The 21,540-nt window shown below is 60.9% G+C and carries 19 protein-coding genes; 7 read left to right on the top strand and 12 right to left on the bottom strand.

Features of this window, described 5'->3' with window-relative positions:
- The first annotated feature begins 28 nt into the window (after nt 1–28).
- Nucleotides 29–1,420, top strand: coding sequence for an FAD-dependent oxidoreductase (locus ACP7D9_RS23565; RefSeq protein ID WP_426159756.1), 1,392 nt, complete (start codon nt 29–31; stop codon nt 1,418–1,420).
- An 8-nt stretch (nt 1,421–1,428) separates the two neighbouring features.
- On the opposite strand, the gene ACP7D9_RS23560 is transcribed toward ACP7D9_RS23565, so the two are convergent.
- The gene (locus tag ACP7D9_RS23560; RefSeq protein WP_426159755.1) at nt 1,429–2,817 is read right to left on the bottom strand and encodes a type VI secretion system Vgr family protein; all 1,389 of its coding nucleotides are present in this window, start codon (nt 2,815–2,817) and stop codon (nt 1,429–1,431) included.
- Nucleotides 2,818–3,038: 221 nt separating this feature from the next.
- On the opposite strand from ACP7D9_RS23560, the gene ACP7D9_RS23555 reads away from it, so the two are divergent.
- Nucleotides 3,039–3,743: a YebC/PmpR family DNA-binding transcriptional regulator gene (locus tag ACP7D9_RS23555; protein ID WP_073471330.1), complete on the top strand. Its 705-nt coding sequence runs from the start codon at nt 3,039–3,041 to the stop codon at nt 3,741–3,743.
- A 102-nt stretch (nt 3,744–3,845) separates the two neighbouring features.
- On the opposite strand, the gene ACP7D9_RS23550 is transcribed toward ACP7D9_RS23555, so the two are convergent.
- The 4 genes from ACP7D9_RS23550 to ACP7D9_RS23535 form a co-directional block, all read right to left on the bottom strand.
- Nucleotides 3,846–5,159 carry a leucine-rich repeat-containing protein kinase family protein gene (locus tag ACP7D9_RS23550; RefSeq protein ID WP_426159754.1) on the bottom strand — a complete coding sequence of 438 codons (1,314 nt, stop codon included), beginning with the start codon at nt 5,157–5,159 and terminating at the stop codon, nt 3,846–3,848.
- A gap of 140 nt (nt 5,160–5,299) precedes the next feature.
- Complete coding sequence (zapE, locus tag ACP7D9_RS23545; protein WP_426159753.1) at nt 5,300–6,430, bottom strand: cell division protein ZapE; 1,131 nt, start codon at nt 6,428–6,430, stop codon at nt 5,300–5,302.
- Between the two features lie 117 nt (nt 6,431–6,547).
- Nucleotides 6,548–7,303, bottom strand: a complete 756-nt coding sequence (locus ACP7D9_RS23540) for an anti-sigma factor family protein (RefSeq protein WP_426159752.1) — start codon at nt 7,301–7,303, stop codon at nt 6,548–6,550.
- The gene (locus ACP7D9_RS23535) at nt 7,300–7,806 is read right to left on the bottom strand and encodes a sigma-70 family RNA polymerase sigma factor (protein WP_041477125.1); all 507 of its coding nucleotides are present in this window, start codon (nt 7,804–7,806) and stop codon (nt 7,300–7,302) included. Before ACP7D9_RS23535 ends, ACP7D9_RS23540 begins: the two co-directional genes overlap by 4 nt.
- A gap of 156 nt (nt 7,807–7,962) precedes the next feature.
- On the opposite strand from ACP7D9_RS23535, the gene ACP7D9_RS23530 reads away from it, so the two are divergent.
- Together ACP7D9_RS23530 and ACP7D9_RS23525 are read left to right on the top strand one after the other, a co-directional pair.
- On the top strand, nt 7,963–9,069 hold the full coding sequence (locus tag ACP7D9_RS23530) for a catalase family peroxidase (RefSeq protein ID WP_426159751.1): 1,107 nt from the start codon (nt 7,963–7,965) through the stop codon (nt 9,067–9,069).
- The gene (locus ACP7D9_RS23525) at nt 9,066–9,611 is read left to right on the top strand and encodes a cytochrome b (protein WP_426159750.1); all 546 of its coding nucleotides are present in this window, start codon (nt 9,066–9,068) and stop codon (nt 9,609–9,611) included. Before ACP7D9_RS23530 ends, ACP7D9_RS23525 begins: the two co-directional genes overlap by 4 nt.
- Nucleotides 9,612–9,671: 60 nt before the next feature.
- Here ACP7D9_RS23525 and ACP7D9_RS23520 read toward each other — a convergent pair whose 3' ends face one another.
- The gene (locus ACP7D9_RS23520) at nt 9,672–10,823 is read right to left on the bottom strand and encodes a M14 family metallopeptidase (RefSeq protein ID WP_426159749.1); all 1,152 of its coding nucleotides are present in this window, start codon (nt 10,821–10,823) and stop codon (nt 9,672–9,674) included.
- 95 nt (nt 10,824–10,918) lie between these two features.
- On the opposite strand from ACP7D9_RS23520, the gene ACP7D9_RS23515 reads away from it, so the two are divergent.
- Complete coding sequence (locus ACP7D9_RS23515; protein WP_157830902.1) at nt 10,919–11,137, top strand: hypothetical protein; 219 nt, start codon at nt 10,919–10,921, stop codon at nt 11,135–11,137.
- A 149-nt stretch (nt 11,138–11,286) separates the two neighbouring features.
- Here ACP7D9_RS23515 and ACP7D9_RS23510 read toward each other — a convergent pair whose 3' ends face one another.
- The gene (locus ACP7D9_RS23510; RefSeq protein ID WP_101159216.1) at nt 11,287–11,640 is read right to left on the bottom strand and encodes a DUF6124 family protein; all 354 of its coding nucleotides are present in this window, start codon (nt 11,638–11,640) and stop codon (nt 11,287–11,289) included.
- A 130-nt stretch (nt 11,641–11,770) separates the two neighbouring features.
- On the opposite strand from ACP7D9_RS23510, the gene ACP7D9_RS23505 reads away from it, so the two are divergent.
- Nucleotides 11,771–12,427, top strand: a complete 657-nt coding sequence (locus ACP7D9_RS23505) for a LexA family protein (protein WP_101159143.1) — start codon at nt 11,771–11,773, stop codon at nt 12,425–12,427.
- Nucleotides 12,428–12,469: 42 nt separating this feature from the next.
- On the opposite strand, the gene ACP7D9_RS23500 is transcribed toward ACP7D9_RS23505, so the two are convergent.
- The 4 genes from ACP7D9_RS23500 to ACP7D9_RS23485 are packed head-to-tail and all read right to left on the bottom strand — an operon-like array spanning nt 12,470 to nt 18,028.
- Nucleotides 12,470–14,419 carry an acetyl/propionyl/methylcrotonyl-CoA carboxylase subunit alpha gene (locus ACP7D9_RS23500; RefSeq protein ID WP_426159748.1) on the bottom strand — a complete coding sequence of 650 codons (1,950 nt, stop codon included), beginning with the start codon at nt 14,417–14,419 and terminating at the stop codon, nt 12,470–12,472.
- Nucleotides 14,419–15,231: a gamma-carboxygeranoyl-CoA hydratase gene (locus ACP7D9_RS23495; protein WP_426159747.1), complete on the bottom strand. Its 813-nt coding sequence runs from the start codon at nt 15,229–15,231 to the stop codon at nt 14,419–14,421. Before ACP7D9_RS23495 ends, ACP7D9_RS23500 begins: the two co-directional genes overlap by 1 nt.
- A gap of 13 nt (nt 15,232–15,244) precedes the next feature.
- The gene (locus ACP7D9_RS23490) at nt 15,245–16,852 is read right to left on the bottom strand and encodes a carboxyl transferase domain-containing protein (RefSeq protein ID WP_101159140.1); all 1,608 of its coding nucleotides are present in this window, start codon (nt 16,850–16,852) and stop codon (nt 15,245–15,247) included.
- A gap of 12 nt (nt 16,853–16,864) precedes the next feature.
- Nucleotides 16,865–18,028 carry an isovaleryl-CoA dehydrogenase gene (locus ACP7D9_RS23485; protein WP_426159746.1) on the bottom strand — a complete coding sequence of 388 codons (1,164 nt, stop codon included), beginning with the start codon at nt 18,026–18,028 and terminating at the stop codon, nt 16,865–16,867.
- 296 nt (nt 18,029–18,324) lie between these two features.
- On the opposite strand from ACP7D9_RS23485, the gene ACP7D9_RS23480 reads away from it, so the two are divergent.
- Entirely contained in the window at nt 18,325–20,022 is a 1,698-nt protein-coding gene (locus tag ACP7D9_RS23480) for an AMP-binding protein (RefSeq protein WP_426159745.1), read from the top strand.
- Between the two features lie 592 nt (nt 20,023–20,614).
- Here ACP7D9_RS23480 and ACP7D9_RS23475 read toward each other — a convergent pair.
- Complete coding sequence (locus tag ACP7D9_RS23475) at nt 20,615–21,514, bottom strand: hydroxymethylglutaryl-CoA lyase (RefSeq protein WP_426159744.1); 900 nt, start codon at nt 21,512–21,514, stop codon at nt 20,615–20,617.
- Nucleotides 21,515–21,540 lie beyond the last annotated feature (26 nt).

Raw genomic sequence — 21,540 nt, 5'->3', positions numbered from 1 at the left:
GTCGTGGCCTTCTGACTGGAGATTTCCCATGCGACCCTTCTGGCTCGAGCAAGCCTTGCAGACCGGCCCATCCCAACCCTGCCCACCGCTGCAAGGCGAGGTGCGCACGGACGTGTGCATCGTCGGCGGCGGCTACACCGGATTGTGGACAGCGATCATACTCAAGCAGCAGAACCCCGAGCTGGAGGTGCTGCTGATCGAAGCGGACATCTGCGGCGCTGGCGCCAGTGGCCGCAACGGCGGCTGCGCGCTGTCGTGGTCGGCAAAGTATTTCACTCTGGAGCGCTTGTTCGGCGTCGAAGAGGCGGTGCGCCTGGTCAAGGAGTCGGAGCGCAGCATCCATGCGATCGGCGAGTTCTGCGAGCAGTACGGTATCGATGCCGACTACCGCCTCGACGGCACGCTGTACACCGCAACCAATCGTGCCCAAGTCGGGGCGACCGATGCGGTGATCGCGGCGCTGGAGCGTAACGGCATCAACTCGTTCAGCCAGCGACCGCTCGCCGATCTGCAACGTATGGCTGGCTCAGTAAAACACCTGGAGGGCTGGTTTTCCCCGGCGGCGGCCAGTGTGCAACCGGGCAAACTGGTGCGCGGTCTGCGCCGGGTGGCGCTGCAGTTGGGCGTGAAAATCCATGAAGGCACGGCGATGACCGGGCTGGAAGAGGGCCGCCCGGCACGGATACACACACACGGCGGCAAGGTCATCGCTGACCGTGTGGTGCTGGCGATGAACGCGTGGATGGCCCGCGCGTTTCCTCAGTTCGAGCGCAGTGTGGCGATTGTGTCCAGTGACATGCTGATCACCGAGCCGCGCCCTGACCTGCTGCAGCAAATCGGTTTGACCAGCGGCGTTACCGTGCTCGATTCGCGAATTTTCGTGCACTACTACCACAACACCCCGGACGGCCGGATCATGCTCGGCAAGGGCGGCAACACCTTCGCTTATGGCGGGCGAATGCTGCCGGTATTCGATCAGCCGTCGCCTTATGCAGCATTGCTCAAGCGCAGTCTTGCGGATTTCTTCCCGGCGTTCGCCGAGGTGAAAGTCGATGCGACGTGGAACGGCCCCTCGGATCGTTCGGTCACCGGTTTGCCATTCTTCGGCCAGATGAGCGCGGCGGGTAATGTCTTTTATGGATTCGGTTATTCCGGCAGCGGCGTCGGCCCGTGTCACATGGGCGGGCAGATTCTCGCCGCACTGGTGCAGGGCCTGGATAACCCCTGGACTCGCTCGCCGCTGGTCAACGGGCCGTTGGGCTATTTCCCGCCGGAACCGATCCGCTACCTCGGCTCGCTGATGGTGCGCAACGCCATTCGCCGCAAAGAGCGCGCCGAAGATCACGGACGCCGGCCCAGGCATCTGGACGTGCGCCTGGCGAAGTTCGCGGCGGCGGCGGGCAAGGCTGACAAAGACTGAGGCGCCGATCAGTGCTCGGCGCGGTTGATCAGCCAGTCCAGCAGCAGGCTGTCGCGCACGGGCTCTGACTCGTGCGCCGGCGGCTGCCGCGCGGTGCCAAAACACAGAATCGGTCGGTCCGGATCCGCGTCGAGGAAACTCACCCACACGTCGTTGCCGGCACGTGGCAACTCGTCGGCGGCGACAGGACCGTTGATTCGACTCATGGCGATCGGTAGCCACAAGGCGTCGCTGTCAGATTCGTCCTCTTCAGGCCATAAGCGCACGGCCAGACAGCCGTTTTCATCGACTTGTGCGAGCTGCCCGGGCGCGCCCGCCACCCGCGCCAGGTGATAGCCGGCAACGTTCGGCCGCGGCTGTTTGAGCGGCGGGCGAAAGTCGCTGGACCAGGGTTGGGCGGTAAAATCGTTGTGATAGCGGTGAACGGTTGGCGCCGGATCAAGAATCGAAGGGTGCTGCCCTTCGTGGCGCACGGCGCTGATCAACCATTGTTCGTTGAAGTGATGGATCGGATGCTCCGCCACCAGCAGCAATCGGCCACTGAGCAAATCGCAGCAATCGCTGCGCCCGTGAATGGAGCGTAACTGGCTGCGTTGGCGTTGCAGATGGCGCCGGCTGCGTTGTTCGGCGTACAGGCGTGCCAGTGACCGCGCCTGCGTTTGCGACTCGGTCGAGGCTTCGTTGGCTGCTTCATCCATGCCGGCAGGCTGACCGCGATTGCGCACCGCATGCAGCATCGGCACCGGCGCCGCCCGATGTTGTTGATAGAGAACGCTGACGCAGGGCGATGGCGGTTGCTCATCGGCACTGAAAGGAATTTCGACCGGTTCCTGCGGCAGGCTCAGGCTGTCGTCGGCGAACACCACGACATGCCCGTCAGGCCCATGTTCGAAGTGATAGTGAATGCCTTCTTCTTCGCAGAGCCGCTGCAGCAGGGCCAGATCACTTTCTTCAAACTGAATGCAAAAGGCCCGTGCCGGGTAGTGGCCGACGCTCATTTCAATGCGGTAGCTGTGCGCCGGCAGGGCATGTTCTTCGAGCAGATGCGCAATGATCTGCGGCGCACTGAGGTGGGTAAACACGCGTCGTCTATTCGCTTGCGCCAGTTGCTGCAGATGCGGCACCAGAATCAGGCGATAGCCGATCCGATGAGTGCCGCGATGTTCGCAACTGGCGCTGCAGATCACGCCGTGGAACCCCTGCTGCCCACTCAGCCGCAGAAAGGCTGGCCGGTGCAAAAACGAACCCGGCGCGATGGCCGGGGCGAGGCCGAGCGATTCGATGTCGAAACGGTAGGGCTGGTTCAGCGCTTCCTCGCCGTGAAAACGCACCACCGGCAGGCGCAATCCACTGTCGGTCAGGGTAAGGGTGAACGGACTTTCCTTGTCATTGAACATTCGAGCAGGCCCTGTCAGGCGATACGGGGTTTCAAGGGTACGAAACCGTCAGGCTGAATGGTCATCTCAAAGGCGTTTTTCAGAATCCCCCTACATGCTTTGGTGAAGATGTCGATTCTGCGGGCTGTTTTTTTGGTCGATTGCCGACTTTAGGCCGTATAAACTTGCCGCCACGCGTCGGCCAATAGATGTCTCGGCGCCACAGATCAAGAGAGTGAGTAATGGGCGCACAGTGGAAGGTTAAACACAAAGAAGCGGCAGCCAACGCCAAAGGGAAGATCTTCGGCAAACTGGTGAAGGAAATCACCATTGCTGCACGCAACGGTGCCGATACCGCCACCAACGCACACCTGCGTCTGGTGGTCGAACAGGCGAAGAAAGCCTCGATGCCAAAAGAAACCCTCGACCGCGCGATCAAGAAAGGCGCCGGTCTGCTGGGTGAAACCGTGCAATACCATCGCGTTACCTACGAAGGCTTTGCCCCGCATCAGGTGCCGCTGATCGTCGAATGCGTCACCGACAACATCAACCGCACCGTCGCGGAAATCCGCGTGGCGTTTCGCAAGGGCCAGTTGGGTGCTTCCGGTTCGGTGGCGTGGATGTTCAACCATGTCGGCATGATCGAAGCCTCGCCGGACAGCCCGGACGCCGACCCCGAAATGGCTGCGATCGAAGCCGGTGCCCAGGATTTCGAGCCGGGTGAAGAGGGCGCGACGCTGTTCCTCACCGATCCGACCGATCTCGATGCCGTGCAGAAAGCACTGCCCGAACAAGGCTTCACCGTGCTGTCGGCCAAGCTCGGCTACCAGCCGAAGAACCCGGTCAGCGGTTTGAGCGACGAGCAGATGGCTGAAGTCGAAGCGTTCCTTGAAGGCCTCGATAACCATGATGATGTGCAGGATATGTTTGTGGGTCTGGCTGGCTGATCGTTTGCGCCAGTAAACATTTTTTTGCGAGCAGGCTCGCTCCCACATGGCGGTGTATTGCCAAGGTCGGAGCGAGCCTGTGCGCGAAGGGCCGCGCAGCGGTCACAGGCCTTCCAGAATCTCAACCACTTCGCTGAAACCCGGCCGTTCCAGCACATCGGGCTGGCAGCAACGCCGTTCCAGCGCCTCGAGTTGAGAGCGCCGTTCAGTACTCAACCCCGAGTTCATACGGGCCAGCAATTCCCCCAGCAACACCCCGAATGCGCGTACTTCAAGACGCTGCAAGGCGCGTGTCGACGCGTCATCACCGGTGGCATGAAACGACGCCGCGCCGAAATCCCCGAGCAGACAATCGCCCCGATCATTCAACAGTATGTTGTGGCCGTAGAGATCGCCGTGGGTAATGCCTTGTCGATGCAGATGCTCTGCCGCCGAAGCGACGCCCTTGGCGAGGCGCAGGGCAACGTCGGCCTTAAACCGGCAATCTTCGGCATAAACATCCCGCGAGCATGAGGCCAGGCTTGGCAAACCGGCGAGATTGCGGAAGCTTGGATCAATCAGTTGCATCACCAACCCTTGTTGCTGATCGGGATGGCCGCTGATGCGGCCCTCGACGCTGATCAGGTTGGGGTGCAGACCTGCGGTGATGCAGGCGTTCATCTCGTGCAGCGGCGAGCCGTCGCTGGTCATTTCTCCTTTGTACAACTTCAGCGCAACCGCCTGCGCCCTGCCATCGTCGCGCTGCCAGAGCGCTCGATAAATCACCCCGGAGGCGCCTTCGCCCAGTTGTCGTTCCAGGCGCAGCGCCGACCAGTCGATCAGTGGCGTGGCGTCCAGAGCGGCAGCATCGGCCTCGGTTTCCAGCGGATTGCCGGCGTAAGCCAGCCAGGTCAGGCTCGGCAGGGTCAGTAGCCATAGCGGCAGCTCGTCGAGTTGGTTGGCAGCGATGCGGAGCAATTCCAGCTGATGACAATGGCGCAAGGATTCTGGCAACGAGCGCAGGCGATTGCCAGCGAGCATGAGCTTCTGCAGGGCGGGGCGTTCACCGAGTTCGCTGGGCAGGGTTTCGATGCGGTTGTCGGTGAGGATCAGCCAGCGCAGCTGCGGCGGCAGGGCGGCAGCGGGGACGTCGACGATGCGGTTGGCCTTGAAGCCGACCATCGTCAGCGCAGTGCATCGGCCGAGGCAGGCCGGCAGTTCGGTGAAGCGGTTGTCGGAGCAGAACAGCACGCGCAGGTGTGTCAGGCGATGCAGGTCATCAGGCAGGCTGTTCAACGCATTGCCGCTGAGGTTGAGCACCTCCAGCGTGTCGGCCAATGCGAAAATCTCGCGAGGGAATTCGGTCAGCCCGCAAGACAAGTCGAGTCGGGTAATGCCAGACAGCTCGCCGGCGCGCAGTTGAGCAAGGGTGTGCATGTTTTTGTTTCGCTACTGATCGGTGGAGCGACGCGGGGGCGCTGGAATGGGCGACATGATAGCGGTAAAGCGGATGCTGAACGGGTTTTCAGTTGCCCCGGTACCTTGTGGGAGCGAGCAGGCTCCCACAAGGTAGGGGATCAATTGGATGCGTGGATTTCCTGCAACTGGCCCAGACGGCTGCGCGTGCGCGCCAGGTCGATCGCGTGGCCTTCCAGGCTCTGGCCCAGCGGCCATTGGCCGAGCAGGGTCAGGTGTTTGTCCTGATCGTAGAGCACGTCGATCAGATTGATGAAGCGCTGTTGCACGGCGATCGGGCACTCGCCGAGCTGCGGCAGGTCATCGATGATCCACTGGTCGAAGCGCTGGCATAGCTGCAGATAATCCATCACCGCCGTCGGCTGTTCGCACAGATCGTTGAAGGTGAACGCGACCCGCCGGCCCTCACACAATCGGGCCTGCAGCTGGCGCTTGCCCACCTCGAGAGCCAGGGCGGGCGCGTCGGCTGGTGGCAGGTTCAGGGCCTGGCGCTGCGCTGACGTGGCCGGCCACACGTAATGCCCCTGGGTAAACACCTGGTGCGTGTGCTGGCGGTTGAGCGTGCGGTAGTCGTGCGCGCCGCCTACTTCCATCACCTGCATGCGCGTGTTGATCAGCTCGATCACCGGTTTGAAGCGTGCGTGATACAGCGGATTGGGCAGCAGGCCCTCGGGTGCATAGTTGGACGTCACCAGCAGCATGATCCGTCGTTTGAAAAGCGCCTTGAACAGACGCGTGATGAGCATCGCGTCGCCGATGTCATGCACGTGAAACTCGTCGAAACACAGCACCTGACAATCTTCCAGCAGCTCGTCCAGGGTGATTTCCAGCGCGTCTTCCTGCTGGCGATGACGGAACATGCCGTCGTGCAACCGAGCGAAAAACTGATGGAAATGCAGGCGCTGTTTGCGCGTGATTGGCAGCGCCTGGAAGAAACCGTCGAGCAGCCAGCTCTTGCCACGCCCGACTGCGCCGTACAGATACAGACTTGGCGGTGTGTGCCCACTGTCGCCCAACAGCACGCTGGCTTGCTGCGCCATGCAGTCGATGACTTGTTGCTGGCTGCGGCTGAGGCTGTAGCCCTGGCTGTGGGCCTTATTGCGGAAGTAATCGCGGATGGTCGCGGCGTGGGCATCGTGCCCGGCGCTCGCCGGCAACCCGTTGCCGAACAGGCGGCGCAGCAACGGCCAGCGTTGGCTCAGTCGTGATCGTTTCGGCGTTCTTGCGGGCACGCGGCACAGGCTCCTGGTGATTGGGCCGGCTCACCGGGAGCGCGGCGATCCAAGTGTAACCAGACCTCAGGCGTTGGCTCCATGAAATATGTGCACGGTCCCCTGTAGGAGCGGATTTCAGAACGGTGGCGATTGCTTGAGCAACTCTGCTGCCGGCGAGTCGGTCGGGCTGACCACCGCATAGTTATAGCCCGGCCCTGACCAATAATCGGCCTGCAGATCCCCATCGCTGCGTGAGCCGCGCGGCAACAGGGTGTTTTTCGGCCCCGGCGGACGCAAGTAGAAACTCACCTTGTGGCCGCTGCCGTCCTCATACATCACCATCGCTGCGGGGCCTTCATCGGTGCTGAGCAAGCGACCGCTGACTGGTTCAAAACCGGCCGCCTTGAGATCCGGCAAGCGCTTGGCACCGCTGAAGTAGCGGTCGAGCCAACGCTGCATATCACCGTCACTGTCGACCTGGTAATCGGCGGGCAGCACGCCTTGCTGAGCGATCAGGCGATAGGCTTGCAACGCGTCAGTCATGGGCAGTTGCGCCGTGCGCACCAGGGTCATTTCCCGCGCCTGCCAGCCACTGAAACCGCCGATGCTGACGGCCATCAACAGCACCGCCGCGCTGGCCAGATGCCGACGCGATTGCTGGCGGCGGCGCTGGCGAATCATCGCCGGGTCAAGCGCCGGATTGGCCGGTTGCTGCAGCGCGCCACTGAGCGCTGCGCGCAGTTGCTGCGCGTCGCGCTGCCAGGCGCGAACCTGCGCCGCTTCTTCAGGGTGGCTGGCCAGCCAGGTCTCGAGCAGGCGCCGGTCGGCGTCGCTGAGCTGGTGGTCGACGTAGGCGTGCATGTCTCGTTCACTGGGAGGCAGGCTGATCATTTGAGTATCCGCAAGGAAGGGCTGCTGATTTCGCCGTCGCTGAGCTGGCGCAAAGCCTGGCGGGCGCGGGACAGGCGCGACATCACGGTGCCGATCGGGGCGCCGAGAATCTCGGCGACCTCTTTATAGGACAGGCCTTCCACCGACACCATCAGCAGCAAAGCGCGTTGTTCGGTGGGCAGGCGTTCGAAGGCTTGCAGGGTCGACTGGGCGATCACCGTGCGTTCCACCGAAGGTTCGGCATCGTCGCGACCGGTGAAAAATTCGAGCATGCGCGCATAGCGCCGCGAACGACGGTGGGCATCAAGAAATTGCCGATAGAGGATCGCAAACAGCCAGGCGCGCAAATCGCCGTCGGCGCGTTTCTCGCCCCAGGCCGACAGCGCCCGCTCAAGGCTGGCCTGGACCAGATCGTCAGCGCTGCTGCTGTTGCGCGTCAACGACACGGCGAAGCGGCGCAATCTGGGAATGATTTCTCTCAACTGTTCGTCGAATTCGCTCATGAATTTCTGCTGGTCGCTACGCTGTGGACTAGGAAGACGCCCGTCAGCGCAGGTTATTCCCCGTGTGCAGAAATAAATACCGCGCCGTGGAATAAACCCGGACGGCGTGCGTCTTGCTGACTCTTTCCACTTGTGGCCGATGGCCTGGAGTTATTCATGGTTGATCGCTCGTCCCCCAATGCTGCACCGCCCGGCAGGCCGCCGCGCCAGCCACTGAGCGCCGCGAGTCTGGTGTTGCGTCTTGGCGCCATTGCCGTGGTCGTCGCCGCCGTGGCCGGGGCGTTTGCCTACGTGCATGGCAACCTTGACCCACAACGACTGACGCCCAAAGCGCTGGTCGATGTGCTGGAAAAGAACAACGGCGTGCATCCCGGTTTTCGTCGCAATCACGCCAAAGGTGTCTGCGTGACCGGTCATTTCGAAAGCAGCGGCGAGGCGCGAGCGTACTCCACTGCGCAAGTGTTCAACCTGCCGCAGACGCCGGTGGTGGGGCGTTTCGCTTTGCCAGCCGGCAATCCCTATGCGCCGGACAGCGCCGTACCGATCCGCAGCCTGGCGCTACGTTTTACTCAGGCGGACGGCCAGCAGTGGCGCACCGGCATGAACAGCATGCCGGTATTTCCGGTGGGCACGCCTGAAGCGTTCTATCAACTGCAGCAGGCACAGTCGCCGGATCCGGCCACCGGCAAGCCCGACCCGACGAAGGTGCCGGCGTTCTTTGCCGCACATCCCGAAGCCGTGCCGTTTTTGACTTGGGTGAAGACCGCCAGGCCTTCGGCCAGCTACGCCACTGAAACCTATAACAGCATCAATGCGTTCTATCTGGTCGATGGCAACGGCAAAAAACAGGCGGTGCGCTGGAGTATGACGCCATTGGCGCAGGACGCAGCGGGTGCCACCGCCCCTGAAGGCGCGGACTTTCTCGAGAAGGATCTGGTGCAACGCTTGGCTGCTGCACCCTTGCGCTTCCAGTTGAACATCACCTTGGCCAACACTGACGATCCGGTAAACGATGCCAGCAAATCCTGGCCCGCCGATCGCAAAGTGTTGAACGCCGGTACGCTGGTGCTGGAGAAAGCCCAGCCGCAGCTGAGTGGCGAATGCCGCGACATCAACTACGACCCGCTGGTGCTCCCGGCCGGGATTCAAGGCTCGGGAGATCCATTGCTCGCCGCGCGCTCGGCCGGCTATGCCGATTCCTACCTGCGTCGCACCAGCGAAGTCAGCCAGTTGCCCGCCGCCAAACAGGAGGCTCGTCCATGAACAAGCAACCGACTCATTTCGTCTTGCTAGCGCGTCTGCTGCACTGGCTGATGGCGCTGATGATCATCGCCATGCTGTTTATCGGCGCGGGCATGGTCACTTCGGTGTCGTCTCGCCATGAGTGGCTGATTCATCTGCACAAACCGCTGGGCATCGCGATTCTGGCGCTGGTGATCGTGCGCCTGCTGGTGCGCTTCACCACACGCCAACCGCCGCTGCCGGATGATTTGCCGGGCTGGCAGGTGCTGGCGGCCAAGGCCTCCCATGTCTTGTTGTATGCGTTGATGTTGGTCTTGCCGCTGCTCGGCTGGGCGATGATCAGTGCTTCGGGCGAGCCCGTGATGCTCACGGCGTCGTTGCATTTGCCAGCCATTGCGCCGGCAGATGCGCAACTGTTTGCGCTGTTGCGCAAGTCGCATGGCTATCTGGCTTATCTGCTGTTTCTGACGGTGCTGCTGCACCTGGCGGCGGCGCTGTTTCACGGCTGGGTGCGTCGCGATGAAGTGCTCGACAGCATGTTGCGTGGGCGTGATCGCGGCTGAGCCTTCCAAGCAAAAGATCGCAGGCCGGCTGCGATCTTTTTCCGGGGCGGGCGGGGAGCGTCAGCGCAGGGTGTCGACCATGTCGGCGAGTGTGGTGAGCACGTCCTTGCCCAATTGTTTCGAGCGTTTGCCTGACCAGCCGGTGATCTTGTCCGGGTGGTCATCGTGGTCCTTGAACGGCATCTCAAGCGTCAGCGACAGGCAGTCGTATTTCTGCCCGACGCTGTTGCAGGCCAGCGTCATGTTGGCCTGACCTGGTTCGTCGCGGGTGTAGCCGTAGGTGGTCTGGAAGTCTTTGGTGGTGTGTTTCAGATGGCTGCGCAAATGCTCTTCAAGCTTTTCGATGCGCGGTGTGAAGCCCGGGTTGCCCTCACAGCCTGCGGTGAATACGTGGGGGATTTCCTCGTCGCCGTGTACGTCGATAAACGCATCGACGCCGTATTTTTCCATCTGCTGCTGGACGAAAAGCACCTCGGGGCTGATTTCCTGACTGGCGTTCTGCCAGGCCCGGTTCAAGTCCTGACCCATGGCGTTGGTGCGCAGGTGGCCGTGGTAGGCGCCGTCCGGGTTCATGTTCGGCACCAGATACAGATCGGCACCGGCCAGCAGGTGGTTCAGTATCGGATCGTCCTGCCGTTCCAGACGCTCGATCACGCCTTCCATGAACCATTCAGCCATGTGCTCGCCCGGGTGCTGCTGGGCAATGATCCAGATCTTGCGCTGGCCTTCGGCACCGCTGCCTTTGCGCAGCAATTGGATATCCCGGCCTTCGACGCTTTTGCCGGTCGCCAGCAATTGTGTGCCAGCCTTGCTCAGCGCCTGGTCGATCAACCAGTCGTGACGGCCACGGCTGTAAGGTTCGAAATAGGCGAACCAGGCGTGGGTGTGTTCGGCTTCGAGGCAGAAGCGCAGGCTGTCACCTTCGAAACTGGTGGGAATGCGGAACCAGTTGACGTGGTCGTAGGAAGCGACTGCCTGGTAGCCGGTCCAGGCTTTGTTATAGGAGGACTGGCTGGCATTGATCAGGCGAAACCAGTGTTCCTGATGCACGTGCAGGCCGCTGGCCTTGAAGTGAAACCACTGAAAATGCGCGCTGCGGGTATCCGGGCGAATGGCCAGAACCGGATTGAGCGGATTGCTGATGTCGATGACTTGGATATTGCCGCTGTCGAAATTGGCGCTGATGTCGAACGAAGATTTGGCCACGGTCATGGTCGCTTCCTGAGCAGGATTTTTATGACCGGTACTCTACACGCAGGTTGGGGTGAAACCGAGGGGAATTACGGGTGTAGCGGGGGGCGTCTTCCGTGACGCGTCAGCAGCTTAGAGACTGTGCGATTGATTCTCAAGTGCTGATTGCCATTAGTTTTGCCCAATGTGGCTGGCCTCGGCTTGCCAATCAATGTTCTTTTGATATTATCCGCGCAACCGAATTTGCAGCACCCAAAGACTTCATTAGCCTGAAGACACAAGCCCGGAAAACGGGCAAAAAAAGACCCGGCAAAAAGCCGGGTCAAAAACCGTGATTAGCCTGATGAGGAGATAGTCCAGAAGACCGACCTAAGGTCTCTGGTCCATCGACTGATCTCGCGACCAGCTGCTTGCAATAATAATCATTATCATTTGCAAGTCAAATGTTTTTATCTGTCCGATAGGAAAATTCTTTCCTGTCCGTTCACACCTTGCTTGCCGTCACTTCGTCGTTGTCGATCGAATGGTCGACCATCGCCCGCGCCATATCCACCATATGCACCACCGAAAACGCCAGGTCGCGATTCGTGCCTTGCAGGTTTTCTGCGGCCTTGAACGCAGTGGCGGCTGCACATCGCAACAAATCCGAGGCATGCACCAGCGCTTCCTCGCCGCTGAGATGACTTTTAACATCGAAGAAACGCTCATCCGTCCCCAGTTCTGAAACAGCCGGTTTCAAGTAATAGTCCAGCGCGCGTTGTGCAGCGGCGTTGCCTTGGGGCGAGGTGAAGCTGGTGTCGATTTGCAGATCCGGCAGGTCTTTGCTGCTGATGTTCATCATGAAAAGCCACTCCATGTTCGATTGAAAATCCGTTTGCCTAGGATAGTACTCTCTGTATTTGTGACGAGGATTTAAATACTACAATATGTGTTTTGCCGGTCGAAGACGTCCGCGTAAGGTGCGGCACATGGATAAATGGATTGAGTTGGTCAAGGCCAAGATGAGTGAACTCAAAGTCACTCAAACAGAGCTCGGAGAGCGCGTCGGCATGTCCCAGGGCGGGATCGGTCATTGGCTGAACAAACGTCGCGAACCCGGTGTTACCGAAATGAATCGCGTGCTGCAGGCGCTGGGAATGGACTTCCTCGAAGTCGTGCTGGTCATCCGCGAACCGCAGCCCACAGCGGATGACGAGATGCCGCTGGCACAGAAGTACAACCCGTACTTCCGTTACCCGATCTACGACTGGCGAGCGCCGTGTGAGGTGCGCGACGCTGCGGCCAGTTATGGCGGCGTCGCGGTCAAGCAGCGCTTCGAACTGACGGATTACCACGCTCGCGGTGCGGCGTTCTGGCTCACGGTCACGGGGGATTCAATGACCGCGCCGAGCGGTCAGAGCATTGCCGAGGGCATGTTGATTCTGGTCGATCCGCAGTTGGAGGCGGTGCCGGGCAGACTGGTGATCGCCCAGTGGCCGGACAGCGACGAAGCGATTTTCCGCAAACTCGACGAACAGGGCGGCCAGCGGTACCTGGTGCCGCTCAATCCGACCTGGCCGAAAACTTTGCTCACCGATGAATGCCGGATTATCGGCGTGGTGGTTCAGGCAACAGCGCGTTATTGAAAGAATCGATCCTCGCCAAGGGCCAGGATCGATTCTCTGATTTCAACCCTCTTCCAGTTCAACCAGAGCGCTGCCTTCGCTGACCATATCGCCTTCCTGGCAATACAGCGCTTTGATCACACCGGCCTGCGGCGCGCGGATGCTGTGTTCCATCTTCATGGCTTCCAGCACCACCAATTGCGCTCCGGCTTCAACGGTTTGCCCGACTTCCACCAGCACGCGCACGATGCTGCCGTTCATTGGTGCGCTCAGGCCGCCCTGATGGCTGTGGCTGGCATCGACAGCGCTGATCGGATCGAACGCCTCGACGCGCCGTAACTCCCCATCCCACTCCAAATACAATGAACCGCCCTGACGAATCGCCCGCAACGTACGACGCACGCCGTCATGCTCGACGGTCAGCGCCTCGCTCAGCAGTTCGGCAGGGGCCACAGCTCCCAGCGTCAGTGCACGATCCTGTCCCTCGCAGCTCAAATGCAAAGTGATTTCCGCCGGCAAACCTGCTCGCAAACCACTGCCGCTGGACCATGGTGATGCGCGATCATCGGTGCGTGTACGGGGCGGCAAACTCTGCGCAAACGCCTGCGCCGCCACCTCCCAGAACTCATCACTCAACGCGCCTGGTGCTGGCAACAATTGCTCCTGATGACGGGGGAGAAACCCGGTATCAAGTTCCGCAGCGGCAAACGCCGGATGCGCGATGATCCGGCGCAGGAAATTGATATTGGTCTTCAGCCCGCCAATCGCAAACTCATCGAGCATACTCAACAGACGCAAGCGCGCCTGTTCGCGATCTTCACCCCAGGCAATCAGTTTGCCGAGCATCGGGTCGTAGAACGGCGAAATTTCGTCGCCTTCCTCCACCCCGCTGTCCACCCGCCGCCCCGGTCCCTGCGCCGATTCGCGGTACAAGTCCAGACGCCCGGTGGCCGGCAGAAAATCATTCGCCGGATCCTCGGCATACAAACGCACTTCAATCGCATGACCGTTGAGCGGCACCTGCGCCTGGGTGATCGGCAGCGCTTCACCACGGGCGACGCGAATCTGCCAGGCGACCAGATCTAGCCCGGTGATCGCTTCGGTCACCGGGTGCTCGACCTGCAGTCGCGTGTTCATTTCCATGAAAAAGAACTCGCCGCGCGCATCCAGCAGAAACTCGACCGTACCAGCGCCGACATAACCGATCGCCTGCGCCGACCGCACGGCCGCTTCGCCCATCGCCCGGCGTAACTCGGGCGTCAGGCCCGGCGCCGGGGCTTCTTCGATGACTTTCTGGTGCCGACGCTGGATCGAGCAATCGCGCTCGTTGAGGTACAGGCAGTGACCGTGCTGATCGGCGAACACCTGTATCTCGACGTGACGCGGCTTGAGCAAATACTTCTCTACCAGCATTCGCGAGTCGCCGAACGACGATTGTGCTTCGCGCTGCGCTGAGGCGAGGGCTTCGGCCAACTGGCTGACGTTGTCGACCACTTTCATGCCTTTACCGCCACCACCAGCGGTGGCCTTGAGCAGCACCGGATAACCGATGCGCTCACAGGCTTCACAGAAGGTGTCGAAATCCTGCGCTTCGCCGTGATAGCCCGGCACCAGTGGCACGCCGGCCTTTTCCATTAGTGCTTTGGCGGCGGATTTGCTGCCCATCGCATCGATGGCCGAGGCGGGCGGGCCGAGGAAGATCAGTCCGGCGGCTTCGATTGCGCGAGCGAAGCCCGCGTTTTCCGAGAGAAAACCGTAGCCGGGATGAATCGCCTGAGCGCCGCTCGCCTTGGCGGCGGCGATCAATTTATCGATTTGCAAATAACTGTCAGCTGCCTTGCTGCCGCCCAGATCAACGCAGATATCGGCTTCACGACTGTGTCGCGCATCGCGGTCGGTGGCGCTGTGCACGGCGACGGTGGTGAGGCCCAAAGCCTTGGCGGTGCGCATGACCCGGCAGGCGATCTCGCCACGGTTGGCCACCAGCAGGGTGGTAATCACAGGTGCGCTCATCAACGCGACTCCTTGGAGGATGCGGCTTGCCAGCTCGGCGGGCGTTTTTGCAGAAATGCGCGCAAGCCTTCCTGGCCTTCGGCGCTGACACGAATTCGCGCGATCGCGTTTTCCGTGTAACGGCGCAGCGCTGGCGTCAGCGAGCCATTGCCGACTTCGCGCAGCAAGTCCTTGCTGGCACGCATGGCAGCGGGGCTGTTGAGCAAAAGATTGTCGATCCATTGCTCGACTTGCTGCTCGAGTTCAGCGGCCGGATAGCTATCAGACAACAAGCCGATTTCCCGCGCCCGCTGGCCGCCGAAGCGCTCGGCCGTCAGCGCATAACGCCGCGCCGCCCGTTCACCGATGGCCTGCACCACGAATGGACTGATCACCGCCGGCGCCAGGCCGATGCGCACTTCCGACAGGCAGAATTGCGCGTCATCAGTGCCGATCGCCATGTCGCAGCAACTGATCAGGCCCAGCGCACCACCGAACGCCGCGCCCTGAACCACGGCCAGCGTAGGGATTTTCAGTTTGGCGAGGTTGTACATCAGTTCGGCCAGTTCGCGGGCGTCGTCGAGGTTGGTGTGGTAATCCAGATCGGCCGATTGCTGCATCCAGGCCAGGTCGGCGCCGGCACTGAAATGCTTGCCGCGCCCGCGCAGCAGCAGGAAACGCAGGCTAGAGTCGCTTGCCACCTTGTCGAGGGCGAGGATCAGTTCGCGGATCATTTCGGCGTTGAAGGCGTTGTTTTTCTCGGCGCGGTTGAGCCACAGCGTCGCGAAACCGCGTGGATCGGTTTGCAACTCGAGGGTATTGAAGTCGCTCATCAGATTCTCCCCATCACATCCGGAACACGCCGAAGCGGCTCGGTTCGATTGGCGCGTTCAGCGACGCAGACAAGGCCAGGGCCAACACGTCGCGGGTCTGCGCCGGGTCAATGACGCCGTCGTCCCACAGCCGTGCGCTGGAGTAATAGGGGTGACCCTGCTCTTCGTACTGGTCCAGAATCGGCTGCTTGATCTGGCTTTCCTGCTCGACGGTGAACGCCTGACCGCTGCGTTCGGCCTGTTCGCGTTTGACCTGCACCAGCACGCCGGCGGCCTGTTCGGCGCCCATCACGCCGATCCGCGCATTCGGCCACATCCACAAAAAGCGCGGGTCGTAAGCGCGACCGCACATGCCGTAGTTGCCGGCACCGAAGCTGCCGCCGATGATCACGGTGAATTTCGGCACCTTGGCGCACGCTACCGCGGTCACCAGTTTGGCGCCGTGCTTGGCGATGCCGCCGGCCTCGTATTTCTGGCCGACCATGAAACCGGTGATGTTCTGCAAAAACAGCAGGGGGATGCCGCGTTGGCAGGCCAGTTCGATGAAATGCGCGCCTTTCTGCGCGGCTTCGGCGAAGAGGATGCCGTTGTTTGCCAGGATCGCGATCGGGTAGCCGTGCAAGTGAGCGAAACCGCAGACCAGCGTGGTGCCGAACAGCGCTTTGAATTCATCGAACACCGAGCCGTCGACCAGCCGCGCAATCACTTCGCGCACATCGAATGGCTGCTTGGCGTCAGCCGGAACCACGCCATACAACTCGTCGCTGGCGTACAGCGGCGCAATCGGCGTGCGTTGCTGCACCTCGCCGAGCTTGCGCCAGTTGAGGTTGGCAATGCTGCGGCGGGCCAGGGCGAGAGCGTGTTCGTCGTTCTCGGCGTAATGGTCGGCCACACCGGAGGTCTTGCAATGCACATCGGCACCGCCGAGGTCTTCGGCGCTGACCACTTCACCCGTCGCGGCTTTTACCAGCGGCGGGCCGGCGAGGAAAATCGTCGCCTGGTTGCGCACCATGATCGCTTCGTCTGCCATCGCCGGCACATACGCGCCGCCTGCGGTGCACGAGCCCATGACCACCGCGATTTGCGCAATGCCCATCGCGCTCATGTTGGCCTGGTTGAAAAAGATCCGCCCGAAGTGTTCGCGATCCGGAAACACTTCGTCCTGACGCGGCAGGTTGGCGCCGCCCGAATCCACCAGATAAATGCACGGCAGGCGATTCTGCTGGGCGATGGTCTGCGCGCGCAGGTGCTTCTTCACGGTCAGCGGGTAATACGAGCCACCTTTGACCGTCGCATCGTTGGCAACGATCATGCACTCGACGCCTTCGACGCGCCCGATACCGGCGATTACACCGGCGGCCGGCACGTCTTCGCCATACACCGCGTGAGCAGCGAGTTGGCTGATTTCGAGAAACGGTGAGCCCGGATCCAGCAGGCGATTGATGCGTTCACGCGGCAGCAATTTACCGCGCGAAGTGTGTCGTTCCTGAGCTTTGGCACCGCCGCCCTGCGCCACTTGGGCGAGGAGGGTGTGCAGCGCGTCGACCTGTTTGAGCATCGCCGCGCTGTTGGCGGCAAACTCCGCTGAGCGCGGGTTGAGCTGAGTATGCAGAGTGGCCATGGTCAGCTCCGTTTAGCGGGTTTCGTTGAAGAGTTCGCGGCCGATCAGCATGCGGCGGATCTCGCTGGTGCCGGCGCCGATCTCGTAGAGCTTGGCGTCACGCAGCAGGCGGCCGGCGGGGAACTCGTTGATGTAGCCGTTGCCGCCGAGAATCTGAATCGCGTCGAGGGCCATTTGTGTGGCGCGTTCGGCGGTGTAGAGGATTACCCCGGCGGCGTCCTTGCGCGTGGTTTCGCCGCGCTCGCAGGCCTGCGCCACCGCATAGAGGTAGGCGCGGCTGGCGTTGAGCTGGGTGTACATGTCGGCGACTTTGCCCTGGATCAGCTGGAATTCGCCGATGCTCTGGCCGAACTGCTTGCGGTCGTGGATGTACGGCACGATCAGGTCCATGCACGATTGCATGATCCCGGTCGGGCCGCCGGAGAGCACCACGCGTTCGTAATCGAGGCCGCTCATCAGCACTTTCACGCCACCGTTGAGCACGCCGAGAATGTTTTCCTCAGGTACTTCGACGTCATCGAAAAACAGCTCGCAGGTGTTAGAGCCGCGCATGCCGAGCTTGTCGAACTTGTTGCTGCGGCCGAAACCTTTCCAGTCACGCTCGACGATGAACGCAGTGATGCCGTGCGGGCCTTTTTCCAGATCGGTCTTGGCATAGATCACATAGGTGTTGGCGTCAGGGCCGTTGGTGATCCAGGTCTTGCTGCCGTTGAGCACGAAACGGTCGCCGCGTTTGTCGGCGCGCAGTTTCATCGAGACTACGTCGGAGCCGGCATTCGGCTCACTCATCGCCAGGGCGCCAACGTGCTCGCCGCTGATCAGCTTCGGCAGGTATTTGGTTTTCTGTTCGTGGTTGCCGTTGCGGTTGATCTGGTTGACGCAAAGGTTGGAGTGCGCGCCGTAGGACAACGCCACCGACGCCGAGCCACGGCTGATTTCTTCCATCGCCACCACGTGCGCCAGGTAACCCAGACCTGCGCCGCCGTACTCTTCCGGCACAGTGATGCCGAGTAGACCCATGTCACCGAATTTGCGCCACATGTCGGCGGGGAACAGGTTGTCGTGATCGATCTGGGCTGCACGCGGGGCGATCTGATCGGCGACGAAGGACTGAACCTGATCGCGCAGCATGTCGATGGTTTCACCGAGGGCGAAGTTCAGGGATGGATAGCTCATGGGTCACCTTTTGGCTTTTTTATCGGGTGGAGCGCACGACGAATCGGCGTTCAGCTTTACGTTAACGTAAAGCTTCGCGAGTTCTACTGTCAATCGGCTTTACGTAAGCGTCAACTTGGGCGAGAGTAGGGCCATTCAGGATTGCAAGCCGAATGAAACCTGTGGGAGCGGGCTTGCTCGCGAAAGCGTCAGTTCAGTCAGCATTTATGCTGAGTATGCTGGCCTCTTCTTGAGCAAGTTCGCTCCCACTGGGATTAAATCTGGCCAACCCATTAATAAAGATAATAGGGGTCGTCATGGATCAACCCAGTGCAAACCCGCAGCGCAGCTACAGCCGTGGTACTCAGGACAAAGCTTTGCTGGCGATGACCATCAGCCAGCGCTTCGATCAGACTGTCGCGCAACACCCGGACGGTGAGGCGTTGGTGGTGCGCCATCAGCAGTTGCGTTACTCCTGGCGGCAACTTGCCGAAGCGGTGGACGAGCAGGCCAGCGCTTTGCTCGCACTTGGTTTGCAGACGGGCGATCGCCTCGGCATCTGGGCGCCGAATTGCGCGCAGTGGTGCATTATCCAGTTCGCCACGGCGAAGATCGGCGTGATCCTGGTCAACATCAATCCCGCCTATCGCAGCTCCGAACTGGAATACGTGCTCAAGCAATCCGGCTGCCAATGGCTCGTCTGTGCGGGCGCGTTCAAAACCTCGAACTATCACGAAATGCTCCAGAGCCTGGCGTCGGAACTGGCCGATCACGCCATCGGTCACCTGCGCAGCGAACGCCTGCCGGACTTGCGCGGCGTGATCAGCCTCGATGCAAATCCGCCAGCCGGTTTTCTGCCGTGGTCACGATTGAGCGAGCTGGCCGCCAGCGTCTCGCCCGATCAACTGCGCGAGCGTAGCGCCAGCCTGCATTTCGATCAGCCAGTGAACATCCAGTACACCTCCGGCACTACCGGCTTCCCCAAGGGCGCAACCCTCAGCCACTACAACATTCTCAACAACGGTTACATGGTCGGCGAAAGCCTCGGCCTGACGGCTGACGATCGACTGGTGATTCCAGTGCCGCTGTATCACTGCTTCGGCATGGTCATGGGCAACCTCGGTTGCGTCACCCATGGCAGTACGATGATTTACCCCAACGATGCTTTCGATCCGGCGCTGACGCTGCAAGCAGTAGCGGAAGAACAGGCCACGGCGCTGTACGGTGTGCCGACCATGTTCATCGCCATGCTCGATCAGCCGCAGCGGCAGACCTTTGATTTATCGAGCCTGCGCACCGGGATCATGGCCGGCGCGACCTGTCCTATCGAGGTCATGCGCCGGGTGATCAACGAGATGCACATGAGCGAAGTGCAGATCGCCTACGGCATGACCGAAACCAGTCCGGTGTCGCTGCAGACCGGGCCGGCGGATGACCTGGAATTGCGCGTCACCACCGTCGGCCGCACCCAGCCGCAACTGGAAAGCAAGATCATCGACGACGCTGGCAACGTCGTGCCACGCGGCACCATCGGCGAATTGTGCACGCGCGGTTACAGCGTGATGCTCGGCTACTGGAACAACCCGCAGGCTACTGCCGAAGCCATCGATGAGGCGGGATGGATGCACACGGGCGACCTGGCGAGCATGAACGAGGAGGGTTACGTCAACATCGCCGGGCGGAACAAGGACATGATCATTCGTGGCGGCGAGAACGTTTATCCGCGTGAGCTGGAGGAATTCTTCTTCACCCACCCGGCGGTAGCGGATGTGCAGGTGATCGGCATTCCGTGCTCGCGCTACGGTGAAGAAATCGTCGCCTGGATCAAATTCCACCCCGGCCACAGCGCCTCGGAGCTGGAGCTGCAAGCCTGGTGCAAGGAACGTATCGCCCACTTCAAGACGCCGCGTTACTTCAAGTTTGTCGAAGCGTTTCCGATGACGGTGACGGGGAAGATCCAGAAATTTCGCATGCGGGACATCAGTATCGAAGAGCTGCGTGAAAGGCAGGTCTGATGTAGATCAAATGTGGGAGCAAGCCTGCTCCCACAAGGAAATTAGGGAATATTTCAGAAATTACAGAAAGCACAAAGGGGAGCCGAGGCTCCCCTTTAATTTGTCGTTGCGTGCTCTTTTTATTATTGAGGGTCGGTCTGTTGTTGTTTTTGGCAACCGTGGCCCTGTACAGCTTTTTGGCGACCCCCATCCGGGGTCAAGAGCAAACGTATTTTTTTGAGCGCTGATCTGCTTTCTCGTTTAACGATCCAACCGATTCGGGAGCTACCTGAAGGTAGTTTTATTGTTCTCTGCCCGGTTGCGGGTCACTCCTGAGAGCACCCTGAAAAGCACACCTTCTCCAAAAAAATCTGTTAGCTGCGTCTCTGCCGTGTTGTTCTTGTTATGTCAGAGTCGTTTCGTCTTGTTTTTATTGGTTTGCGGCTTTTTATTCTTGTTATGCGATAGAGATAGCAGGTGTCGTGCCAACTTTTAAAAATCCTTTTAAATCAACATCTTAGGATTTTCAGGCTTTTTCAGCTTTGGGCAAAGCCAGACAATTTGTTTCCGTGTTACTCGCTTTTGCCCACATTGCTGACGCAGCGGTAACACCTCACTGGGCGCTGCGTGCCTTGGCCACCCGCGAACCGGTGGGGCGACCGAGGACTGCACTGATCTGCTGGCCCGCGGCAATCAAGGCGTCCAGGTCGATACCGGTCTCGATGCCCAAGCCATTGAGCAGGTACACCACGTCTTCTGTGGCGACGTTACCGCTTGCGCCTTTGGCGTAAGGGCAGCCGCCGAGCCCGGCGATAGAGCTGTCGAACACCGCAATGCCTTCGAGCAGGCTGGCATAGATATTGGTCATGGCCTGGCCGTAGGTGTCGTGGAAATGCCCGGCGAGTTTGCCCCGTGGCACGTGCGCCGACACCACCTCGAACAGCCGCCGGGTGGCGCCCGCCGTGCCGGTGCCGATGGTGTCGCCCAGCGACACTTCGTAGCAGCCCATCGTGTACAACTCGCGCGCAACCATCGCCACTTGCTCCGGCGCAACCGTGCCTTCATACGGACAGCCCAGCACACAGGAAACGTAACCGCGCACGGTAACGCCGTGCTGTTTCGCCGCTTCCATGATCGGCGCAAACCGCGCCAGGCTTTCGCTGATCGAGCAGTTGATGTTGCGCTGCGAGAACGCTTCGGACGCGGCGGCAAACACCGCGACCTCCTTGACCCCGGCCGCGAGCGCATCTTCAAAACCGCGCAGATTCGGCGCCAGCGCACCGTAGGTCACGCCGGGCTTGCGCTGGATCTGCGCAAACACCTCGGCGGACCCGGCCATCTGCGGCACCCATTTGGGCGAGACGAAACTGCCGACTTCGATATAGCCAAGCCCGGCGTTGCTCAACGCGTCGACCAGTTGCACCTTGTCAGCGACGCTGATCGGCTGGGCTTCGTTCTGCAGGCCATCGCGCGGGCCGACTTCGATCAGGCGTACTTGGGAGGGGAGGGACATGGCGGGACCTGCCTGTTTTTTCGGGT

Origin of the sequence: Pseudomonas sp. TSRC2-2, assembly GCF_049897785.1 — a bacterium.
GTDB lineage: Bacteria > Pseudomonadota > Gammaproteobacteria > Pseudomonadales > Pseudomonadaceae > Aquipseudomonas.
This window is presented reverse-complemented; position numbering and strand designations above follow the sequence as displayed.